Origin of the sequence: Symbiopectobacterium sp., from assembly GCF_047692315.1 — a bacterium.
Lineage (GTDB): Bacteria > Pseudomonadota > Gammaproteobacteria > Enterobacterales > Enterobacteriaceae > Symbiopectobacterium.
In genome coordinates, this window is sequence record NZ_JBLLJS010000003.1 from 121,275 (window position 1) to 138,716 (window position 17,442).

Sequence of the window (17,442 nt, forward strand, 5' to 3'; positions counted from 1 at the left end):
TAAAACCCTGCCGTTATTATGCCCGAAGTGACGGTGAAAGGGGCAGTATCATCACCTGAATTCACGCCGACGATTTTTTATGCAAATTTATTTTATGCTGCATTGTTCGGCAGCTGCCGCTACAAAATAGGGGAAAGCATAACTTATCTCACAGGAAGTATTCACAATCGCGCAACTCACCAAAGCAGGCTCTGTGGCCGCTTTTGCGCTTTTTGGACTAGCATTGAAATGCTTTTTTTTCTGTGACTAGAATTACAGTTCTGTCGATAAAAAAAGATAATAGAGTCCTATGCAAGCCACCATCACGCCCACTCTCGATACAGAGGCGGACGCAGCCCCGGTTAACTCCCGCAGTAAGGTTGTTGTCGCTTCATTGATCGGAACCGCGATCGAATTTTTCAATTTTTATATCTATGCCACTGCTGCTGTGCTGATTTTCCCGCACATTTTCTTCCCGCAGGGCGATCCGACTGCCGCGACGCTACAATCGCTCGCGACCTTTGCTATTGCCTTTGTTGCGCGCCCGATCGGTTCTGCGCTGTTTGGCCACTTCGGCGAGCGTGGGTCGTAAGGTCACGTTGGTGGCTTCACTGCTCACCATGGGGATCTCTACCGTGCTGATCGGCCTGCTGCCGACCTATGACAGCATTGGTATTTTCGCACCGTTGCTGCTGGCATTGGCCCGTTTTGGTCAGGGCCTCGGTCTGGGCGGTGAATGGGGCGGGGCCGCGTTGCTGGCAACCGAAAATGCGCTAGCCCACAAGCGCGCGCTGTATGGCTCATTCCCGCAGTTAGGTGCCCCTATCGGCTTCTTCTTTGCCAACGGCACCTCCCTGCTGCTCTCCTGGATATTAAGCGAAGAGCAGTTCATGACCTGGGGGTAGCGCGTACCTTTCGTTGCCTCTGCGGTATTGGTATTGATCGGCCTGTATGTTCGTGTCTCTCTGCACGAAGCGCCAGTGTTTACCAAAGCTATCGAGGCAGGTAAAAAAGTCCGCATCCCGTTGGGAACGCTGCTGAGCAAACATCTGAAGGCGACCATTCTTGGCACCTTTATCATGCTTGCCACCTATACGCTGTTCTACATCATGACGGTCTACTCCATGACCTACGACACCTCGCCCATTCCTAAAGGGCTGGGTTTCTCCCGTAACAGCTTTCTGTGGATGCTGATGGTAGCGGTTATCGCCTTTGGTCTGCTGATTCCGGTTGCCGGGCTGCTGGCAGATGCCTATGGCCGCCGCAAGACCATGATCGTCGTCACCTGCGGCATGCTGGTGTTCGCGATGTTATTCCCGTCGCTGTTAGGCTCTGGCAGCCAACCGCTGGTGATGCTGTTTCTGGTGCTGGGTCTGGGCCTGATGGGGCTGACCTTTGGCCCGATGGGCGCATTGCTGCCAGGACTGTTCCCCACCGAAGTGCGTTATACCGGAGCCTCGTTCTCCTATAACGTCTCCTCGATTTTGGGGGCATCGGTTGCGCCTTACATCGCGGCCTGGCTGACAGCCAACTACGGTCTGTCCTATGTGGGTGTTTATCTGTTCGCCATGGCGTCCTTAACGCTTATCGCATTATTGCTGACCAAAGAAACGCGTCACCAAGCACTCGGCTAAGCATTACGGGCAAACGTGAATACGGGTGAAGGTTAATGGCCTTCGCCCGTTTTTTTCTCCCACGCTTTTTCTCACAGAACGCACTCCCCACATCCACGCTATGCCTCGCAGCAAGATTCAGTTAGGCTAATGGCAGGTTTGTTTAACACGCTGCAATTGCATATGAAAATTGGTTTGTTCTACGGCTCCAGCACCTGCTACACCGAGATGGCAGCGGAGAAGATTCGTGACATTTTGGGCGAATCACTGGTTGATCTGCATAACGTTAAAGATGTCGATCCGCTGAAGATGGAGGAGTATGAATTCCTGATTCTGGGTATCCCAACGTGGGATTTGGGTGAAATTCAGGAAAATTGGGAAGCCATCTGGGGGCAGTTGCCCTCATTGAATCTACAAGGAAAAATCATTGCACTGTATGGCATGGGCGACCAGCTCGGCTACGGCGAATGGTTCCTTGACGCTCTCGGTATGCTGCATCAGCAACTGGCCGTGAGCGGTGCAACCTTTATTGGCTACTGGCCCACCGAGGGCTATGAGTTCACGACCACCAAACCGCTCACGCAGGATGGGAAACACTTTGTCGGGCTGGCGCTTGATGAGGTAAATCAGTATGACGTGAGCGATGAGCGGTTGCAGCAGTGGTGCGAGCAGATCTTACAGGAAATGGCTGAGCAGTTGTAACATCCGGGGGATTTCCCGAGAGACATCAGCCGACATTGTGCTGCCGGCTGAACCTGAATTAGCGCACGTCCGAGTTTTCACTCGCCCACTCTTTGCTCTCCAGCAACAGCTGGCGCAAATGTCGCCATTCCTGCTTATCCATGTTGTCCGATGCCAGCCACAGCCGCTGTTGGCGTTTACCGTCGCTACGCCGCAGCGACAGCAGGATGCCATTTTTCAACATCCACGGACGGCGGATAATACGCCAGCGATGCTGCTGCCACTCAAGACTCGCTTCATCCTGCAACACGATTTCGCCGTGGCGCGCTTTGATATTACGCTGGCTGCGGATAAACCCGAAAACCACCAACGTCATCAGCGATAACCAAAGCACCGCATAGCCGTCCGGCCAGGGCGCCAGCAGAATCAATAACAGCAAGAGCCCGTGCACCAGCAAAGAAAATACCTGCATGCGCCAGGAGACGCGCAAATCACAGCGCCACAGGGCCACGATCTTTATTTCGCGTCTGGATAAGAGAGATCATGCGTTTAAGTTCCCCGTCTTCCGGTTCACCGTGGTTCATCAACCAGTTAAACAGATCAGGGTCATCGCACTGTAATAAACGCACAAAAGCACGTTTGTCATCATCGTTTAGCACATCATACTCGTGTTCAAAAAAGGGCATGATGGCGATATCTAACTCTCGCATTCCTCGGCGGCACGCCCAGTGAATTCGCGCCTTATTATCGATATCCATTGCTTTTCCTACTTTTTATCGACGCCAACGTGTAGTGTAACTCGGATGTCTAGATAAACACTCAACTAAATGTAACATTTGGACATATTTTAGCGCATATCCGCACTTCGCAGAAGGTTATCCATCACGCACGCGCAGTAACGCTTGTGAATATGCTAACTGAAAGTCATGTGATGCAATGGCACGAATAACTGCTTGCAAACCCCACAAGCTCTTTTACCATTAGGCCAAACGCAAACGTACCTTCGCGAGGATGGTTACATGGCAACCCCAATTCCCTCAGCACCACAAACGGTTAAATCACTTTCCATCACGGCTTCGGCCCAGCTTCCCGCTACGCTGATAGCGCTTAATGACTGGGCGCTGGTCACACTCACCGGTCCAGACACACGCACTTACCTGCAAGGCCAGGTGACTGCCGATGTTAACGCGTTAGCGCCCGATCAACATGTACTTTGCGGCCATTGTGATGCCAAGGGCAAAATGTGGAGCACCCTGCGCCTGTTTGCTCACAACGACGGCTTCGCCTATCTGGTGCGCCGTAATCTGCGCGATACGCAATTGAATGAGTTAAAAAAATACGCCGTCTTCGCCAAAACCACTATTGCCGCAGATGACAACCTCCAGCTTATCGGTGCCGCGGGCAGCAATATACGCGAACGTTTAGCCGAGGTCTTTTCCACTCTGCCGGACACCGAACATCCCGTTGTCAGTCACCCCTTCGGCACGCTGCTGCATTTTGCTCTCCCTGCTGAACGTTTCCTTCTGGTACTGAACGAAGAAGGTGCCGCTGCGCTGAGTGCAAAACTGGGTGACAGCGTGCAGTGGGCCGACAGCCAACAGTGGCTGGCGCTTGATATTGAATCCGCACTGCCGATTATTGACAACGTAAACAGCGCGCAGTTCATCCCGCAAGCAACGAATATACAGGCACTTAACGGTATCAGTTTTAATAAAGGCTGCTACACCGGGCAGGAGATGGTGGCGCGGGCAAAATTTCGCGGAGCCAACAAGCGGGCGCTCTATTGGCTGGCAGGCACCTCAGCGCGCGAGCCAGAAGCAGGAGAAGACCTGGAACTGAAAATGGGGGAAAACTGGCGTCGCACCGGTACAGTGTTAGCCGCCTGCCCGTTGAGCGACGGTACACTTTGGATGCAAGCTGTACTGAATAACGATCTGGAAGCGGATAGCGTATTGCGCGTACGCGATGCAGCGGAAAGTCAGCTTAGTCTGCAACCGCTGCCTTATTCATTGTCTGAATAATTACTGGCAAGGATCGTCGCTGAGCGCCGTTTCTGTTTCACCAAGAAACGGCGCCAGGTTGATATTTAGGGGCTAAACGTAAAGGTAGATCGCCAGAAAATGGCACAGGCCACCACTTCTACCGCTATCCCTGCCATCTGCGCCGATGCTGGGTTAGTGCCGTGTGCAGAGCTTGGAATCAGGCACAACGTGCGCTGAGCATCACCTCGGCTTTCATGGTAGCGGCGAATGGCCAGCAAACCAGCGTACTCGCCTTGCGCGCCTGAATTAGGCTGCATGCACACAGCGTCATAGCCAGTAAGCTGAACCAACCAGCCGGAAAGCTGTTCGATCATCGTACGATAACCCTGCGCTTGTTCCGGCGGACAGAATGGATGCAGTTCAGCAAACTCTGGCCAGGTGATCGGCAACATTTCCGCCGCAGCATTCAGCTTCATGGTGCAGGAGCCCAGCGGGATCATGGCACGGTTCAGCGCCAGATCTTTGTGTGCCAAGCGATGCAGATAACGCATCATCTCGGTTTCACTGTGATAACGGTTGAATACCGGGTGAGTCAAAATGGCATCCGTGCGCAACAGCGCAGAAGGAATAGAAGATGAACCGCCACTGAGCGCTGCATCCAGCGCATCGATAGACAGGCCATGCCCTTCTCCCAGCAGCACGTCAAACAACGCCTGAACATCCTCGCGGGTGGTGGTTTCATCCAGTGTGATACCGACCCCATGATAGAGATCGGTACGCAGGTTGATCCCGGCATTCAGCGCATGGGCGATGATGGCATTCTTGTCTTCCACCTCAACCGCCAGCGTATCAAACCAGGTGGTGTGCCACAGACTCAACCCCCCTTTCTGCAAACCCGCTGCCAGAATATCGGTCAAGCGATGAATGCGTTCCGCGATACGTTTAAGCCCCTGCGGCCTGTGATAGACGGCATAGAAACCGGCAATGTTTGCCAGCAGCACCTGAGAGGTACAGATGTTGGAGTTGGCTTTTTCGCGACGGATGTGTTGCTCACGCGTCTGCATCGCCATACGCAGCGCGGTGTTACCCACAGCATCACGTGAGACACCGATAATACGCCCCGGCATGGCACGTTTATATTCATCTTTACAGGCGAAGAAGGCCGCATGCGGACCGCCGTAGCCCATCGGAACACCAAAACGCTGGGCGGAGCCAAACACAATATCGGCCCCCTGCTTACCCGGCGCGGCCAGCAGCACCAGTGCCATGATATCGGCAGCAACGCTGACGATTACCTTACGTGCATTCAGTTGTGCAATCAGCTCGCGATAATCATGCGCTTCGCCATAGGTATTCACCTGCTGCAACAGCACGCCAAACACGCCTTCCGTTTCCAGTGCTGCGGCAGCATCGCCGACCACGACTTCAAAACCAAAGGTCTCGGCACGGGCGCGCACCACATCCAGCGTTTGCGGATGCACATGCTCCGCCACGAAGAAGCGGTTAGCCTGTTTCAGCTTACTGACACGCTTGGTCATCGCCATCGCATCCGCCGCCTCTGTGGCTTCATCAAGCAGAGAGGCAGAGGCCAGTTCCAGTCCGGTCAAATCCTGCGTCATCTGCTGGAAATTCAGCAAGGCTTCCAAACGCCCTTGCGACACTTCAGGCTGATAAGGGGTATATGCGGTGTACCAGCCGGGATTTTCCAGCAGATTACGCAAGATCACCGGTGGCATATGCACAGCGGTGTACCCCATACCGATATAGCTCTTGTAGCGCTGATTGCGACTGGCAATAGACTTGAGTTCCGCCAACGCCTGATGCTCGGGCAGCGCCTCTCCCACCACTGGTGGGTTGGGCAACTGGATATCTGCCGGCACGATCTGCCGAATCAACGCCGACAATGAATCCGCGCCGAGCGTTTCAAGCATGTAAGCCTGCTGCGCGGGCATAGGGCCGATGTGACGCTCAACAAAAGCGGCGTCATGTTCGAGTTGGCTGAGAGTCTGGGTCATTAGGGGTATTTCCTGCATCAAGCGATTGTTTATAGCAAGTGAACGTTCATGGCAAACAACAAGCGCGAACGCGGTAGGCTGCGCTCAGCGTCTTACATTCTGAAAAATCGATTTGCCCCGTGATGTGCGGTGAAACCGTCACGGGGCGAGAAGGTTATTCGTCTTCTTCCAACAGCGCCTGATAAGCCGTTGCATCCAGCAATTCGCTCAATTCACTTTCATCAGACGCTTTGATGCTAAACAGCCAACCGTCGGCGTAGGGAGCGCTGTTGACCAGCTCCGGTTGTCCTTCCAGCGCATCGTTCACCGTCACGATCTCACCGCTCAACGGCGCATAGATATCTGAGGCCGCCTTGACCGACTCAGCGACGGCGCATCGCAACCTGTGTGCCAACGTCAGGCAAATCGACGAAAACCATGTCCCCCAACAACTCTTGGGCATGTTCGGTAATACCGACACGGTAGATACCCTCACCTTCGGCCTGAACCCACTCATGGGATGAGGTGTATTTCAACTCGGTTGGGATTGTGCTGCTCATTGCCCTGCTCTCCTTCAAAATGGCTTCATCGTATTACATTGCGCGCTATCGCGCTAACGTTAATCAATAGATAATCATGGTCAGATCGGGCACGGCGTCAAACCAGCGCCTTGCCGCCGCGCATAAATACCGGTTTGGTGACCTCTACGGGCACTTCGCGCTAGCGGATTTGCACCAGCGCCGTTTCACTAATGCCTTGTGGCACACGGGCCAACGCAATGCTGAAGCCCGGCGTCGGAGAAAAGGTACCGCTGGTTATCATGCCTTCCTGTACGGTGCCATTAGCATCGGTAAAGCATACTGGCATTTCATGGCGCAGCACCCCTTTTTCGCGCAGCACCAGCCCGACCAACTGCTCAGTGCCTTCGCTACGCTGGCGTGTCAGCGCTTCCCGGCCAATAAAATCACGCGCCTCCGGTTGCCAGGCGATGGTCCAACCCATATTGGCGGCCAGCGGCAAAATGCCTTCGTCCATGTCCTGACCATAAAGATTCATGCCCGCTTCAAGGCGCAACGTATCACGTACACCGAGGCCGCACGGCTGTACACCGGCCGCCAGCAGTTGTTGCCAGAACGACACCGCCTGCTCCGCTGGTAGGGCGATTTCATAGCCTGACTCACCGGTATACCCGGTGGTAGCAATAAAATAGTCGCCGGTTTGTACGCCGAAAAAGGGTTTTATTCCCGCCGTTGCCGCGCGTTGTTCTGCACTCAGTAACGCCTGCACTTTCTCCTGGGCCAACGGCCCTTGCACGGCAATTAACGCCAGTTCGTCGCGCTCACGCCACTCCACGTTGAACACCTTGGCATGCTCGGCGATCCAGGCCAGATCTTTCTCCCGCGTGGCGGAGTTCACCACCAGCCGGAAATGCGTTTCGGTAAGAAAATAGACGATGAGATCGTCAATGACGCCCCCCGAGGCATTTAACATCCCGGTATAAAGCGCCTTGTCCGGTTGCGTGAGTTTGGCAACGTCATTCGCCAGCAGATAACGCAGGAATTCGCGCACGCGTGGACCGTCTAAATCCACAATAGTCATGTGCGACACATCGAACATGCCCGCATAACGTCTAACGCTGTGATGTTCATCCAACTGTGAGCCGTAGTGCAGCGGCATCATCCAGCCGTGAAAGTCGACCATCTTCGCGCCATCGGCCAGATGTTGCTGATACAACGGAGTTTGCTGTGTCATTTTTTCTCCCGAACCTCTCTTTGCGAACGGCGCAAAATACGCCACGCAAACGCTTTCTTTGCGTTGAACTTACCACCTCTGCCACAGGGCCTACCACACCCTCTGTCATAAGTTAAACTATATATCAGCAGTGAATGGCAAAAAGAGTGCCAGAGCACAAGACAACGAAATTCGCCAGAATAAAATCATTAAATAGAACAAAACACCAATTAGATAAGTTTAAAACAAAAATAATGGCATAAATATTCACATCATTAGAGGATGATCAACCCGCAAACATTTACAATGGATTAGTTTTTATAATGCAAAAAACTGGCTGAAATTAGATTATTTCAACCAAACACCACGATTATGCCGTGCCATCAAAAGCGCTAAAGATGACGACGATCACACTCACCTTGCGCTCACTGCCACCGCGTCACAGCAGATGGCAGCGAGAGGAAGGCAAATCTCCTTTCACATATCCATACTGATTAAATGGGTAATATCCATTTATCAGCGATCCATCACAGTCTTTCCGTTATCGATGGCATAGAAGCTAACGCTATGACGGTTAACTTTTCGCGCCTTAAGGGCGTTTCCCTCCCCGATCGCTTGCGCCACCCGACCACGTTCAGCATCCATTTAAAATCAAAATGTTATGGAGATTACGACGATGACCCAAAGAATGATCCTTAACGAAACCTCGTATTTTGGTGCGGGGGCGATTAACCATATCGTAGAAGAGATAACCCGGCGTGGTTTCCACAAAGCGTTGGTGGTCACCGACAAAGACCTGGTGAAATATGGCGTAGTGGGCAAAGTCACTGCGCTGCTCGATCAGGCGGGCCTACCCTATGCGGTTTACGATGAAGTGATTCCCAACCCCACCATCCGCGTAGTTACCGCAGGCATTGAGCGCTACAAGGCCGCACAAGCCGATTATCTGATTGCCATTGGCGGCGGTTCACCGCAGGACACCTGCAAAGCGATTGGTATCATCATCAACAACCCGGAATACGCAGATGTGCGCAGTCTGGAGGGCGTTGCGCCCACGCGCCTCCCCAGCGTACCGATCTTCTCGATCCCCACCACCGCAGGCACCGCCGCTGAGGTCACAATTAATTACGTGATCACCGATGAAGAAAAACGGCGCAAGTTCGTCTGCGTCGATCCGCATGATATTCCTATCGTCTCTTTTATCGATGCCAACATGATGGCCAGTATGCCAGCCTCACTGAAGGCGGCAACGGGTCTGGATGCCCTGACGCACGCGATTGAAGGCTTCACCACCAAAGGCGCGTGGGAGCTGACCGACATGCTGCATCTGAAGGCCATCGAGATCATCAGCCGTTCGCTGCGCGATTCGGTCGCGGGCCATGCCGCAGGTGTGGAGGCCATGGCGCTGGGGCAGTACGTCGCCGGAATGGGTTTCTACAACGTGGGATTAGGATTGGTGCACGGTATGGCACACCCGCTGGGCGCTTTCTATGACACCCCACACGGCGTGGCAAACGCGATCCTACTGCCTTATATCATGGCGTTCAATGCCGACTATACCAGCGACAAGTTCCGCCAAATCGCCGTAGCAATGGGTGTCGCTGGCTCACAACAGATACCGATCGCACAAGCGCGAGAAGCGGCCATCGCCGCGGTAAAACAGCTTTCTCAGGATGTCGATATTCCGGCACGTCTACGCCAGGTGGGCATGAAGGAAGAGGACATTCCGGCGTTGGCACAGGCTGCCTTCGACGACGTTTGCACCGGCGGCAACCCGCGCGATGTGACGCTGGAGCAAATTAAGGCGCTGTACCAGTCAATCTACTGATTCCCCTTCCTCGTATTTTCTCTCACTATCCTACCACCCCGGCTGCGTTTGCCGGGGTTTACGCCTGCACGTAAATGATATAAATTCACATATGATAGTAGTTATCATTATCAGTATAGAGGGGCGAACCATGATTGCCGCCATGATTACTGCCTGCGGGTTATGGAGTGCCAGCTGGTGTCTGGGTAAACGTCTGAGCAGCGCCTGGGGTATTCTGCTGCCTGCCGCGCTGATGCCGTTGCTCGCTCTGCTCGATCTTCAACTCAACAGTTGGAAGCTGATTGTGGCGATTGCGCTGCTGGTGACCGCGGTGATGCTGTTCCATCCTCGCTTGCGCCATTACTTGCTACTGCCTTCCTGTGTCGCACTGGCGGGCGGATTAAGCGCGTTGGTAGTGGCTTTCCAAACGACGTGGCCGTAGCGGGCGATGCGTCGCGCAGTACTAAGGAAAATTTTTGATAAATGCAAGGGAATAAAAAAAGAAGGGGAAATCATTAAGAAATGGTGCGAAGAGAGGGACTTGAACCCTCACGTCCGAAGGACACTAACACCTGAAGCTAGCGCGTCTACCAATTCCGCCACCTTCGCATACATTCACGAACATCTGAATCTGGGGTGGCTAATGGGACTCGAACCCACGACAACTGGAATCACAATCCAGGGCTCTACCAACTGAGCTATAGCCACCAATGTACTGCATAGCGATGTATTAGATACATCTACAACTAACGATAAAACCGGTACTTCCCTTACGGTGAATCGTACCACCGCAGCTCTCGCGCACAAAATTGAATGGCGCGCCCGGCAGGATTCGAACCTGAGACCTCTGCCTCCGGAGGGCAGCGCTCTATCCAGCTGAGCTACGGGCGCGTAGCGCCGTTGCGGGTGGGGATAGTACGGATTTAATCTCTGCCTGTCTAGTGCTTTTTTTTATCGAAATGATGCGTTTGCTTATGCTTTGCGCATTTCATGCCGAAAACACACAGTCAGCAACTCTCCCCACCCGTTAATCAGGCTTCCGGTACCGTCAATGCCTGTTTTACGCCCTTCCAGCACAGCGTAAATCACGCTAACGACGGCGAGAAACGCTACCCCAACCAATAAAGACATACGCGTGTCTTCATTAATGTACATCCCTACCAGGACACACAGCAGGAAAGCCATGGTCAGATAGTTCACCCACGGAAACAGCACGGATTTGAACGGATGGCCCGCCAATTGAGCCTGATGCTGCTGGCGAAAACGTATCTGGCTTATCAGCACAACAAACCATGGCACCATACCTGGCAGCACGCTGGCGCTGTAGATATAGACAAACACTTTTTCCGGATTAGGAATAATGTAGTTTAACGCCGACCCTAACAACAGACAAAGAATAGACACGGTGACGCCCGCGGCCGGTACACCTCTGGCAGTCACTTTACCAATCCAGGCAGGTAGCTGACGGTTATTTGCCAGTGAGTAAAGCATACGGCCACAGCTGTACATACCGCTGTTACAGCCAGAGAGCGCGGCAGTCAGTACCACAAAGTTGATAATCCCGGCAGCGGCAGTAATCCCGATTTTGGCAAAGGTCAGCACAAACGGGCTGCCCGAAGTGCCAATTTCATTCCACGGGAAAATGGTGACGATGATAAAAATGGCACCCACATAGAAAATCAGGATACGCCACAGGATGTTATTAATCGCACGCTTGAGGGTAATCTTGGGGTTCTTGGCTTCACCGGCAGTGATCCCAACCAGCTCGACGCCCTGATAAGACGCAACCACCAAACACAGCGCAAACAGCAGCCCTTTCCAGCCGCCCGCAAGAAAGCCGCCGTGGGCCGTCAGGTTGGCGAAACCGGTAGATTGACCGTGATTACCGATACCAAAAAAGATGATGCCCACACCCACCACGATCATCACAATGATGGTGGTGATTTTGATCATGGCGAACCAGAATTCAATTTCACCGTAAAGACGCACGGCGGCCAAATTGGCCAGCGCCACCAGCGCTACGCACGCAATAGCGGGGATCCACTGCGGTAATTCCGGGAACCAGTACTGCACGTAAACACCGATAGCAGTGATTTCCGAAATCCCGACCGCCATCCACATAAACCAGTAGCCCCAGGCGGTGAGATAACCAAAGAACGGGCTCATGTATTTATGCGCATACACGGCAAAGGAGCCGGTGACCGGTTCCATATAGAGCATTTCGCCCATCGAGCGCATGATAAAGAAAACAAATATACCCGCGACAATATAAGCCAGCAGCACAGACGGCCCGGCCCACTTCAATGCGCTCGCCGCTCCCATAAACAACCCGACGCCAATCGTTCCACCCAGCGCGATCAGCTCAATATGCCGAGCCTCAAGCCCACGGTGGAGCTTGCCTTGCGATTCCTCGTTAGCCATAGATCCTCTGTCTTAAATGTTGTGTTTTCCTCCCGGTTTCATACCGGGTTTTATCGTGCCCATCCCGCTTTCGAGCGGGTTCGCACATTTTAGGCAGCATATCCTTCTGCATTTTTGTCTGATTAGCAAATAGTCATTTAAAATCAAATGAGAATAACAATTTTATTTTAAGAGCCAATCGTCATAACAAATACCGATGGCTGCGCAGAGAGGGAACGTCGTTACAAACGTCCACTAAAGTAATAGGCGAGGAATTTTAACAGTTTAATTTGACGGGTAATGCGGCTGGGCTGGCTCAGCAACCGGTAGAGCCACTCCAATCCCAGGCGCTGCCAGACCAGAGGTGCGCGTTTCACGTGCCCGGTGAAAACATCATAGGTGCCCCCCACCCCCATATAGAGTTCCTGTGGATGGCGGCGGCAGTCACGCATCAGGATCTCCTGGCGTGGGGATCCCATCGCGACAGTCACAATGCGTGCTCCACTGGCACGCACACGCTCAAACACCGAGTCGCGCTGCTCTGCCGGGAAATAGCCATCCTGACTGCCGACGATATTCACCTGCCACTGCTTACGCAATTTCTCTTCCGTCTGGCGCAGTATCGCCGGTTTTCCGCCCAGCAGAAACACCGGGGTGCCTTCAGCACCGGCCTTTTGCATCAATGCTTCCCACAGGTCGGCCCCGGCGACACGCGTGACCTCCGCCTGCGGGTATTTACGTTTGATGGCGCACACAATACTGATGCCGTCGGCATACTTGTATTCAGCCTCGGCAATCAAATCCCACAGCGGCTTATCCTGCTCAGCATTAATCACGACTAACGTGCCGGTTTTTACCTCTCCCTCGGCAAAAAGAAACGCCAGACAGGTTGCTTGATCCGCAAACCCGTGCAACGGAATATTGCGAATGCGATAGAGAGGGACGGGAGCATGATTTTTCATGGAGGTTCCTTACGGCGTATCCGAAGTATGTGGCGTCAGGGCCACAGGCACGGTGTGGGACGGTGCCCAGCGCTGGCGAATCAAGCCCACGTTTTCAAACAACCAGTAAAGCAGCTTCGCCACCAGCACACATAGCCCAAACACCAAGGCAAAAAACACCACGCGCGACACAAAAGCGTCGCCGCCTTCGCGCACCAACACAATCAGGTTAAACACGGCGCCAAAGCAGAAACTTTGCAGCACTGCCGCACTGTAGCGGTTCTGACTGCGCCGCCCCAATTCATACAACGCATCAAACCACTTGACGATAACACCCACCGCAATGGCACCGAGTGGGATAAACAGCACCCCCCATCACCACCAGCGATCCCAGCAGCGTCGGCGAAATCGCCAGCCCAGAGTGATTATTCAGAACTTCCCAGGTGAAGTAGTTGGCGCTGTTAAGCACCAGATTCGGGCGCACGGGCCAGGCCGGAAGCGTCACCTCGCCCGCGGCAATCGGCAGACACAAATCCACTTCGCTCTCTGCCAGTTGGAAGCCTCTGGCCGAGAGCGCATCGATCTGCGCCAGATCGCTGGAAGCGACCTTGGCCTGCACCACGGCATACGCCGTCAACGCCGCAGGCGTTAACGCAGGCGCATCATCACTGAACAACAAGCGCGCGCTGGGGAGGGCGAAAAACTCACTTTCCCACGGTAACGGCATCACATGCGCATAAATCGTGGATGTTATCGCCTCTCCTGTTGTTGCTGTAAACGTCGATGTAGCTGTAAGCGCCGATGTTGCTGACACGCTCAGGTGGCCAGCGCCAACTATGCGTCCAGTCCTAACCGCTCTCCGGTGTAGGAGCCATCCTGCACGCTGCGCCACCAGGCTTCGTTGTTCAGATACCACAGCACCGTTTTACGCATACCCGTTTCGAAGGTTTCCTGCGGTTTCCAATCCAGCTCGCGCGCCATTTTGCTGGCATCGATGGCGTAGCGCATGTCATGACCGGGTCGGTCGGTCACATAGGTAATGAGATCGCGATAGTGAGCCACACCTGCCGGTTTTTGCGGCGCCAGTTCCTCCAGCAGATCGCACAGGGTATGCACCACGTCGAGATTTTTGCGCTCGTTATGGCCGCCGATATTGTAGGTTTCCCCGACGTCTCCCGCCGTCACCACACGGTAAAGCGCACGGGCATGATCCTCGACAAACAGCCAGTTGCGGATCTGCGCACCGTTGCCATACACTGGCAGCGGTTTACCGGATAACGCGTTGAGGATCATCAGCGGAATCAATTTTTCCGGGAAATGGTAAGGACCGTAGTTATTGGAGCTGTTGGTGATAATCGTCGGCAGCCCATAGGTACGCATCCAGGCGCGTACCAGATGATCGCTGGAGGCTTTGGATGCGGAATAGGGACTGCTGGGCGCATAAGGCGTGGTTTCGGTAAAGAGATCGTCCGTACCGTGCAGATCGCCAAACACTTCATCGGTAGAGATATGGTGGAAACGGAAGGCGGCTTTTTTCTCATCATCCAGCGCGCTCCAGTAGTGGCGCGCCGTTTCCAGCATCTGGTAAGTGCCGACGATATTGGTTTCAATAAACGCCGCCGGACCATCAATAGAGCGGTCAACGTGGCTTTCCGCCGCCAGATGCATCACCAAATCCGGTTGATAAGCGGCAAATACCCGATCCAACGCCGGACGATCGCAGATATCGACCTGCTCGAACGCGAAGCGATCGCTGGCCGCTACGGGTGCCAATGACGCCAGATTACCGGCATAAGTCAGCTTATCGACCACCACCACGCTGTCTTGCGTTTCCGCTACCAGATAGCGCACCAGCGCCGATCCAATAAATCCTGCCCCGCCTGTCACCAAAATACGTTTCAACGCCATACTCCTTTCGTGTCTACAATCCACTGTTGTTTTATCTTTTCAGGTTCTATCGCGCGGAATGCCCGATGGTCGACCAGCATCACCACCACATCGGCATCACGCAACGCCGCTGACAGTTCCGTCAGCGTCACCAATCCAGCCAAACGCGGCGGCAACGCGGCCACATTCGGTTCCACAGCTAGCGTCGTGCCGCTATGCCACTGCGCAATCATCTCGGTAATCTCGACCGCCGGGCTTTCGCGCAAATCGTCAATATCCGGTTTAAACGCCAGCCCAAAGCAGGCGATAGTCACGTCACTGGCACGCTTGCCACTCTGCGCCAGACAATCCACCACTGCCATTTTGACACGATCGACCACCCACAGCGGTTTACCGTCGTTCACCAATCGCGCCGTGTGTATCAACCGTGCCTGTTGCAGGTTTTGCGCCACGATAAACCACGGATCTACTGCGATGCAATGGCCGCCGACGCCCGGGCCAGGCTGAAGGATATTCACGCGCGGATGACGATTCGCCAGTCGAATCAGCTCCCACACATTGATACCTTGTTCGGCACAAATCAGCGACAATTCGTTGGCAAAGACGATATTCACATCGCGAAAGCTGTTTTCCGTCAGTTTACACATCTCGGCCGTGCGTGCGTCGGTCTCTACGCACTCGCCTTCAAGAAAAATCTTGTACAATGCGCTGGCGTGCACGGCACATGCTGGCGTCATGTCACCAATCACCCTGTCGTTTTTCATCAGTTCCACGACGACCTGACCGGGCAGCACCCGCTCCGGGCAGTAAGCAATATGAATATCGGCATCGTCTCCCGCCTGCTGCGGGAAGGTCAGATCGGGCCGGGCTTCGGCCAGCCATGCCGCCATCTGCTCCGTCGCTCCCACGGGACAGGTAGACTCAAGCACCACCAACGCCCCGGGTTGCAACACTGGCGCCACTGAGGCCGCCGCCTGAACATAACTTAAATCAGGCTCGTGCCCCCCTTTAAACGGCGTAGGCACGGCAATCAAAAAGGCATCGGCTGCCTCGGGTTTGTGCGTTGCTGTTAAATAGCCGTTTTCCACGGCAGCCTTGACCATAACCCCCAGATCGGGCTCGACAATATGAATCTCACCGCGATTAATGGTTTCCACCGCATGGCGGCTAATATCCACTCCAATCACCCGCTTTTTACGTGAGGCAAAAGCAGCTGCGGTCGGCAGACCGATATAGCCCAGCCCAATTACCACTATCGTATTGATTTTAATTATATTAATCATTATCGTGTTACCAAGGAGTTCTTCAGCGCGGCAATAATACGCTGACACGCGGTGCCGTCACCGAACGGATTATGCGCCCTGCTCATTGCCTGATACGCCGCGTTATCGGTTAGCAGTTGCGATACCGCATCCAGAATCGTTGTAACTTCTGTGCCAACCAGTCGCACCGTTCCTGCTTCTACGGCTTCTGGCCGCTCTGTGGTCTCGCGCATCGCCAGCGCCGGCACCCCCATGAGGGCGCTTCTTCCTGAATGCCGCCAGAATCGGTCAAAATCAGGTATGACCGGTTCATCAAATAGACAAACGGCAAATACTCTTTCAGCGGGATCAGAACCACGTTATCAATGCCGTTCAAAATGCGATTCACCGGTTCGCGCACATTCGGGTTCAAATGCACGGGATACAGGATACGGGATACAGGATTTGCGCCTCCGGGTGGCGACGAGCAATGCTCGCCAGCGCAGTGCAAATACGCTCGAAACCATCACCAAAGTTTTCACGACGATGCCCTGTAACCAGAATCAGTTTTTTACTCGCATCCAGAAAACCGTAGTGGGTATCCAGGGACTGACGCAATGTTTCATCGCCAAGAATACGATCGCGCACCCAGAACAGCGCATCGATAACCGTATTTCCTGTCACCACGATCTGCCGATCGCCGAGATTTTCCCGCAACAGATTATCGCGCGCGCTCGGTTGGCGCAAAGTGGTACGTCGCCAAATGACCGGTCAGCTTTCGATTCGCCTCTTCCGGCCAGGGGGAGTAGAGATTGCCGGTGCGCAACCCGGCTTCCACATGGGCGACAGAAATACGCTGATACAGCGCCGCCAGGCTGGCAGCCAGCGTGGTGGTGGTATCACCATGCACCAGCACCAGATCGGGTTTGAACGCGGTCAATACCGGCTGCAACCCTTCAAGGATGCGGCAGGTAATCTCGCTCAACCCTTGGCCCGGTTGCATAATGTTCAAATCATAATCCGGCGTAATAGCAAATAAACGCAGCACCTGATCCAGCATCTCCCGGTGCTGGGCTGTTACGCATATTTTCGATTCAAAGGCTTCATCCTGAGCCAGGGCATAAACCAGAGGGGCCATTTTGATGGCTTCTGGCCGGGTGCCGAAAATAGTCAACACTTTCACAAT

The 17,442-nt window shown here is 54.0% G+C and carries 11 protein-coding genes, 3 tRNA genes and 5 pseudogenes; 5 read left to right on the forward strand and 14 right to left on the reverse strand.

Annotation, left to right across the window (positions count from 1 at the left end; genetic code table 11):
• Positions 1 to 289: 289 nt before the first annotated feature.
• Positions 290 to 1,613: pseudogene (locus tag ACMZI0_RS01255) on the forward strand (MFS transporter).
• Positions 1,614 to 1,775: 162 nt separating this feature from the next.
• Entirely contained in the window at positions 1,776 to 2,294 is a 519-nt protein-coding gene (gene fldB, locus ACMZI0_RS01260; RefSeq protein WP_415671652.1) for a flavodoxin FldB, read from the forward strand.
• A gap of 58 nt (positions 2,295 to 2,352) precedes the next feature.
• Here the strand turns inward: fldB and ACMZI0_RS01265 are convergent, their stop codons facing one another.
• Positions 2,353 to 2,784 (reverse strand): protein YgfX, encoded by a 432-nt coding sequence (locus ACMZI0_RS01265; RefSeq protein WP_415671653.1) that lies wholly within the window; start codon positions 2,782 to 2,784, stop codon positions 2,353 to 2,355.
• On the reverse strand, positions 2,765 to 3,031 hold the full coding sequence (gene sdhE / locus ACMZI0_RS01270) for an FAD assembly factor SdhE (RefSeq protein ID WP_196907542.1): 267 nt from the start codon (positions 3,029 to 3,031) through the stop codon (positions 2,765 to 2,767). The genes ACMZI0_RS01265 and sdhE overlap by 20 nt, the downstream gene beginning before the upstream one ends.
• A 261-nt stretch (positions 3,032 to 3,292) precedes the next feature.
• Between sdhE and ygfZ the strand changes: the two genes are divergently transcribed.
• Positions 3,293 to 4,294, forward strand: coding sequence for a tRNA-modifying protein YgfZ (ygfZ, locus tag ACMZI0_RS01275; protein WP_415671654.1), 1,002 nt, complete (start codon positions 3,293 to 3,295; stop codon positions 4,292 to 4,294).
• Positions 4,295 to 4,398: 104 nt separating this feature from the next.
• On the opposite strand, the pseudogene gcvP reads toward ygfZ, so the two are convergent.
• The 3 genes and pseudogenes from gcvP to gcvT form a co-directional block, all read right to left on the reverse strand.
• Positions 4,399 to 6,270 (reverse strand): annotated as a pseudogene (gene gcvP, locus ACMZI0_RS01280) (aminomethyl-transferring glycine dehydrogenase); the annotation flags it as partial.
• 154 nt (positions 6,271 to 6,424) lie between these two features.
• A pseudogene (gcvH, locus tag ACMZI0_RS01285) lies at positions 6,425 to 6,809 on the reverse strand (glycine cleavage system protein GcvH).
• A 160-nt stretch (positions 6,810 to 6,969) separates the two neighbouring features.
• A complete protein-coding gene (gene gcvT / locus ACMZI0_RS01290; protein ID WP_415671655.1) occupies positions 6,970 to 8,001 on the reverse strand; it encodes a glycine cleavage system aminomethyltransferase GcvT in 1,032 nt (343 codons plus the stop codon).
• A gap of 655 nt (positions 8,002 to 8,656) precedes the next feature.
• Here gcvT and fucO point away from each other — a divergent pair.
• Entirely contained in the window at positions 8,657 to 9,808 is a 1,152-nt protein-coding gene (fucO, locus tag ACMZI0_RS01295; protein ID WP_415671656.1) for a lactaldehyde reductase, read from the forward strand.
• Between the two features lie 130 nt (positions 9,809 to 9,938).
• A complete protein-coding gene (locus ACMZI0_RS01300; RefSeq protein ID WP_415671657.1) occupies positions 9,939 to 10,229 on the forward strand; it encodes a DUF1435 family protein in 291 nt (96 codons plus the stop codon).
• 81 nt (positions 10,230 to 10,310) lie between these two features.
• Here ACMZI0_RS01300 and ACMZI0_RS01305 read toward each other — a convergent pair.
• From ACMZI0_RS01305 to wecB, 9 genes and pseudogenes are all read right to left on the reverse strand, one after another.
• Positions 10,311 to 10,396: transfer RNA gene (locus tag ACMZI0_RS01305), tRNA-Leu, on the reverse strand.
• Between the two features lie 23 nt (positions 10,397 to 10,419).
• Positions 10,420 to 10,495: transfer RNA gene (locus ACMZI0_RS01310), tRNA-His, on the reverse strand.
• Between the two features lie 106 nt (positions 10,496 to 10,601).
• Positions 10,602 to 10,678, reverse strand: a tRNA-Arg gene (locus tag ACMZI0_RS01315).
• 81 nt (positions 10,679 to 10,759) lie between these two features.
• The gene (thrP, locus tag ACMZI0_RS01320; protein WP_415671658.1) at positions 10,760 to 12,208 is read right to left on the reverse strand and encodes a bifunctional threonine/serine APC transporter ThrP; all 1,449 of its coding nucleotides are present in this window, start codon (positions 12,206 to 12,208) and stop codon (positions 10,760 to 10,762) included.
• Positions 12,209 to 12,429: 221 nt separating this feature from the next.
• Entirely contained in the window at positions 12,430 to 13,149 is a 720-nt protein-coding gene (gene wecG, locus ACMZI0_RS01325; RefSeq protein WP_415671659.1) for a lipopolysaccharide N-acetylmannosaminouronosyltransferase, read from the reverse strand.
• Between the two features lie 9 nt (positions 13,150 to 13,158).
• A pseudogene (locus ACMZI0_RS01330) lies at positions 13,159 to 13,618 on the reverse strand (WzyE family oligosaccharide polymerase); the annotation flags it as partial.
• A 344-nt stretch (positions 13,619 to 13,962) separates the two neighbouring features.
• On the reverse strand, positions 13,963 to 15,036 hold the full coding sequence (gene rffG / locus ACMZI0_RS01335; RefSeq protein WP_415671660.1) for a dTDP-glucose 4,6-dehydratase: 1,074 nt from the start codon (positions 15,034 to 15,036) through the stop codon (positions 13,963 to 13,965).
• Positions 15,027 to 16,298: a UDP-N-acetyl-D-mannosamine dehydrogenase gene (wecC, locus tag ACMZI0_RS01340; RefSeq protein WP_415671661.1), complete on the reverse strand. Its 1,272-nt coding sequence runs from the start codon at positions 16,296 to 16,298 to the stop codon at positions 15,027 to 15,029. Before wecC ends, rffG begins: the two co-directional genes overlap by 10 nt.
• Positions 16,298 to 17,439 (reverse strand): annotated as a pseudogene (gene wecB, locus ACMZI0_RS01345) (non-hydrolyzing UDP-N-acetylglucosamine 2-epimerase). Before wecB ends, wecC begins: the two are co-directional and overlap by 1 nt.
• Positions 17,440 to 17,442 lie beyond the last annotated feature (3 nt).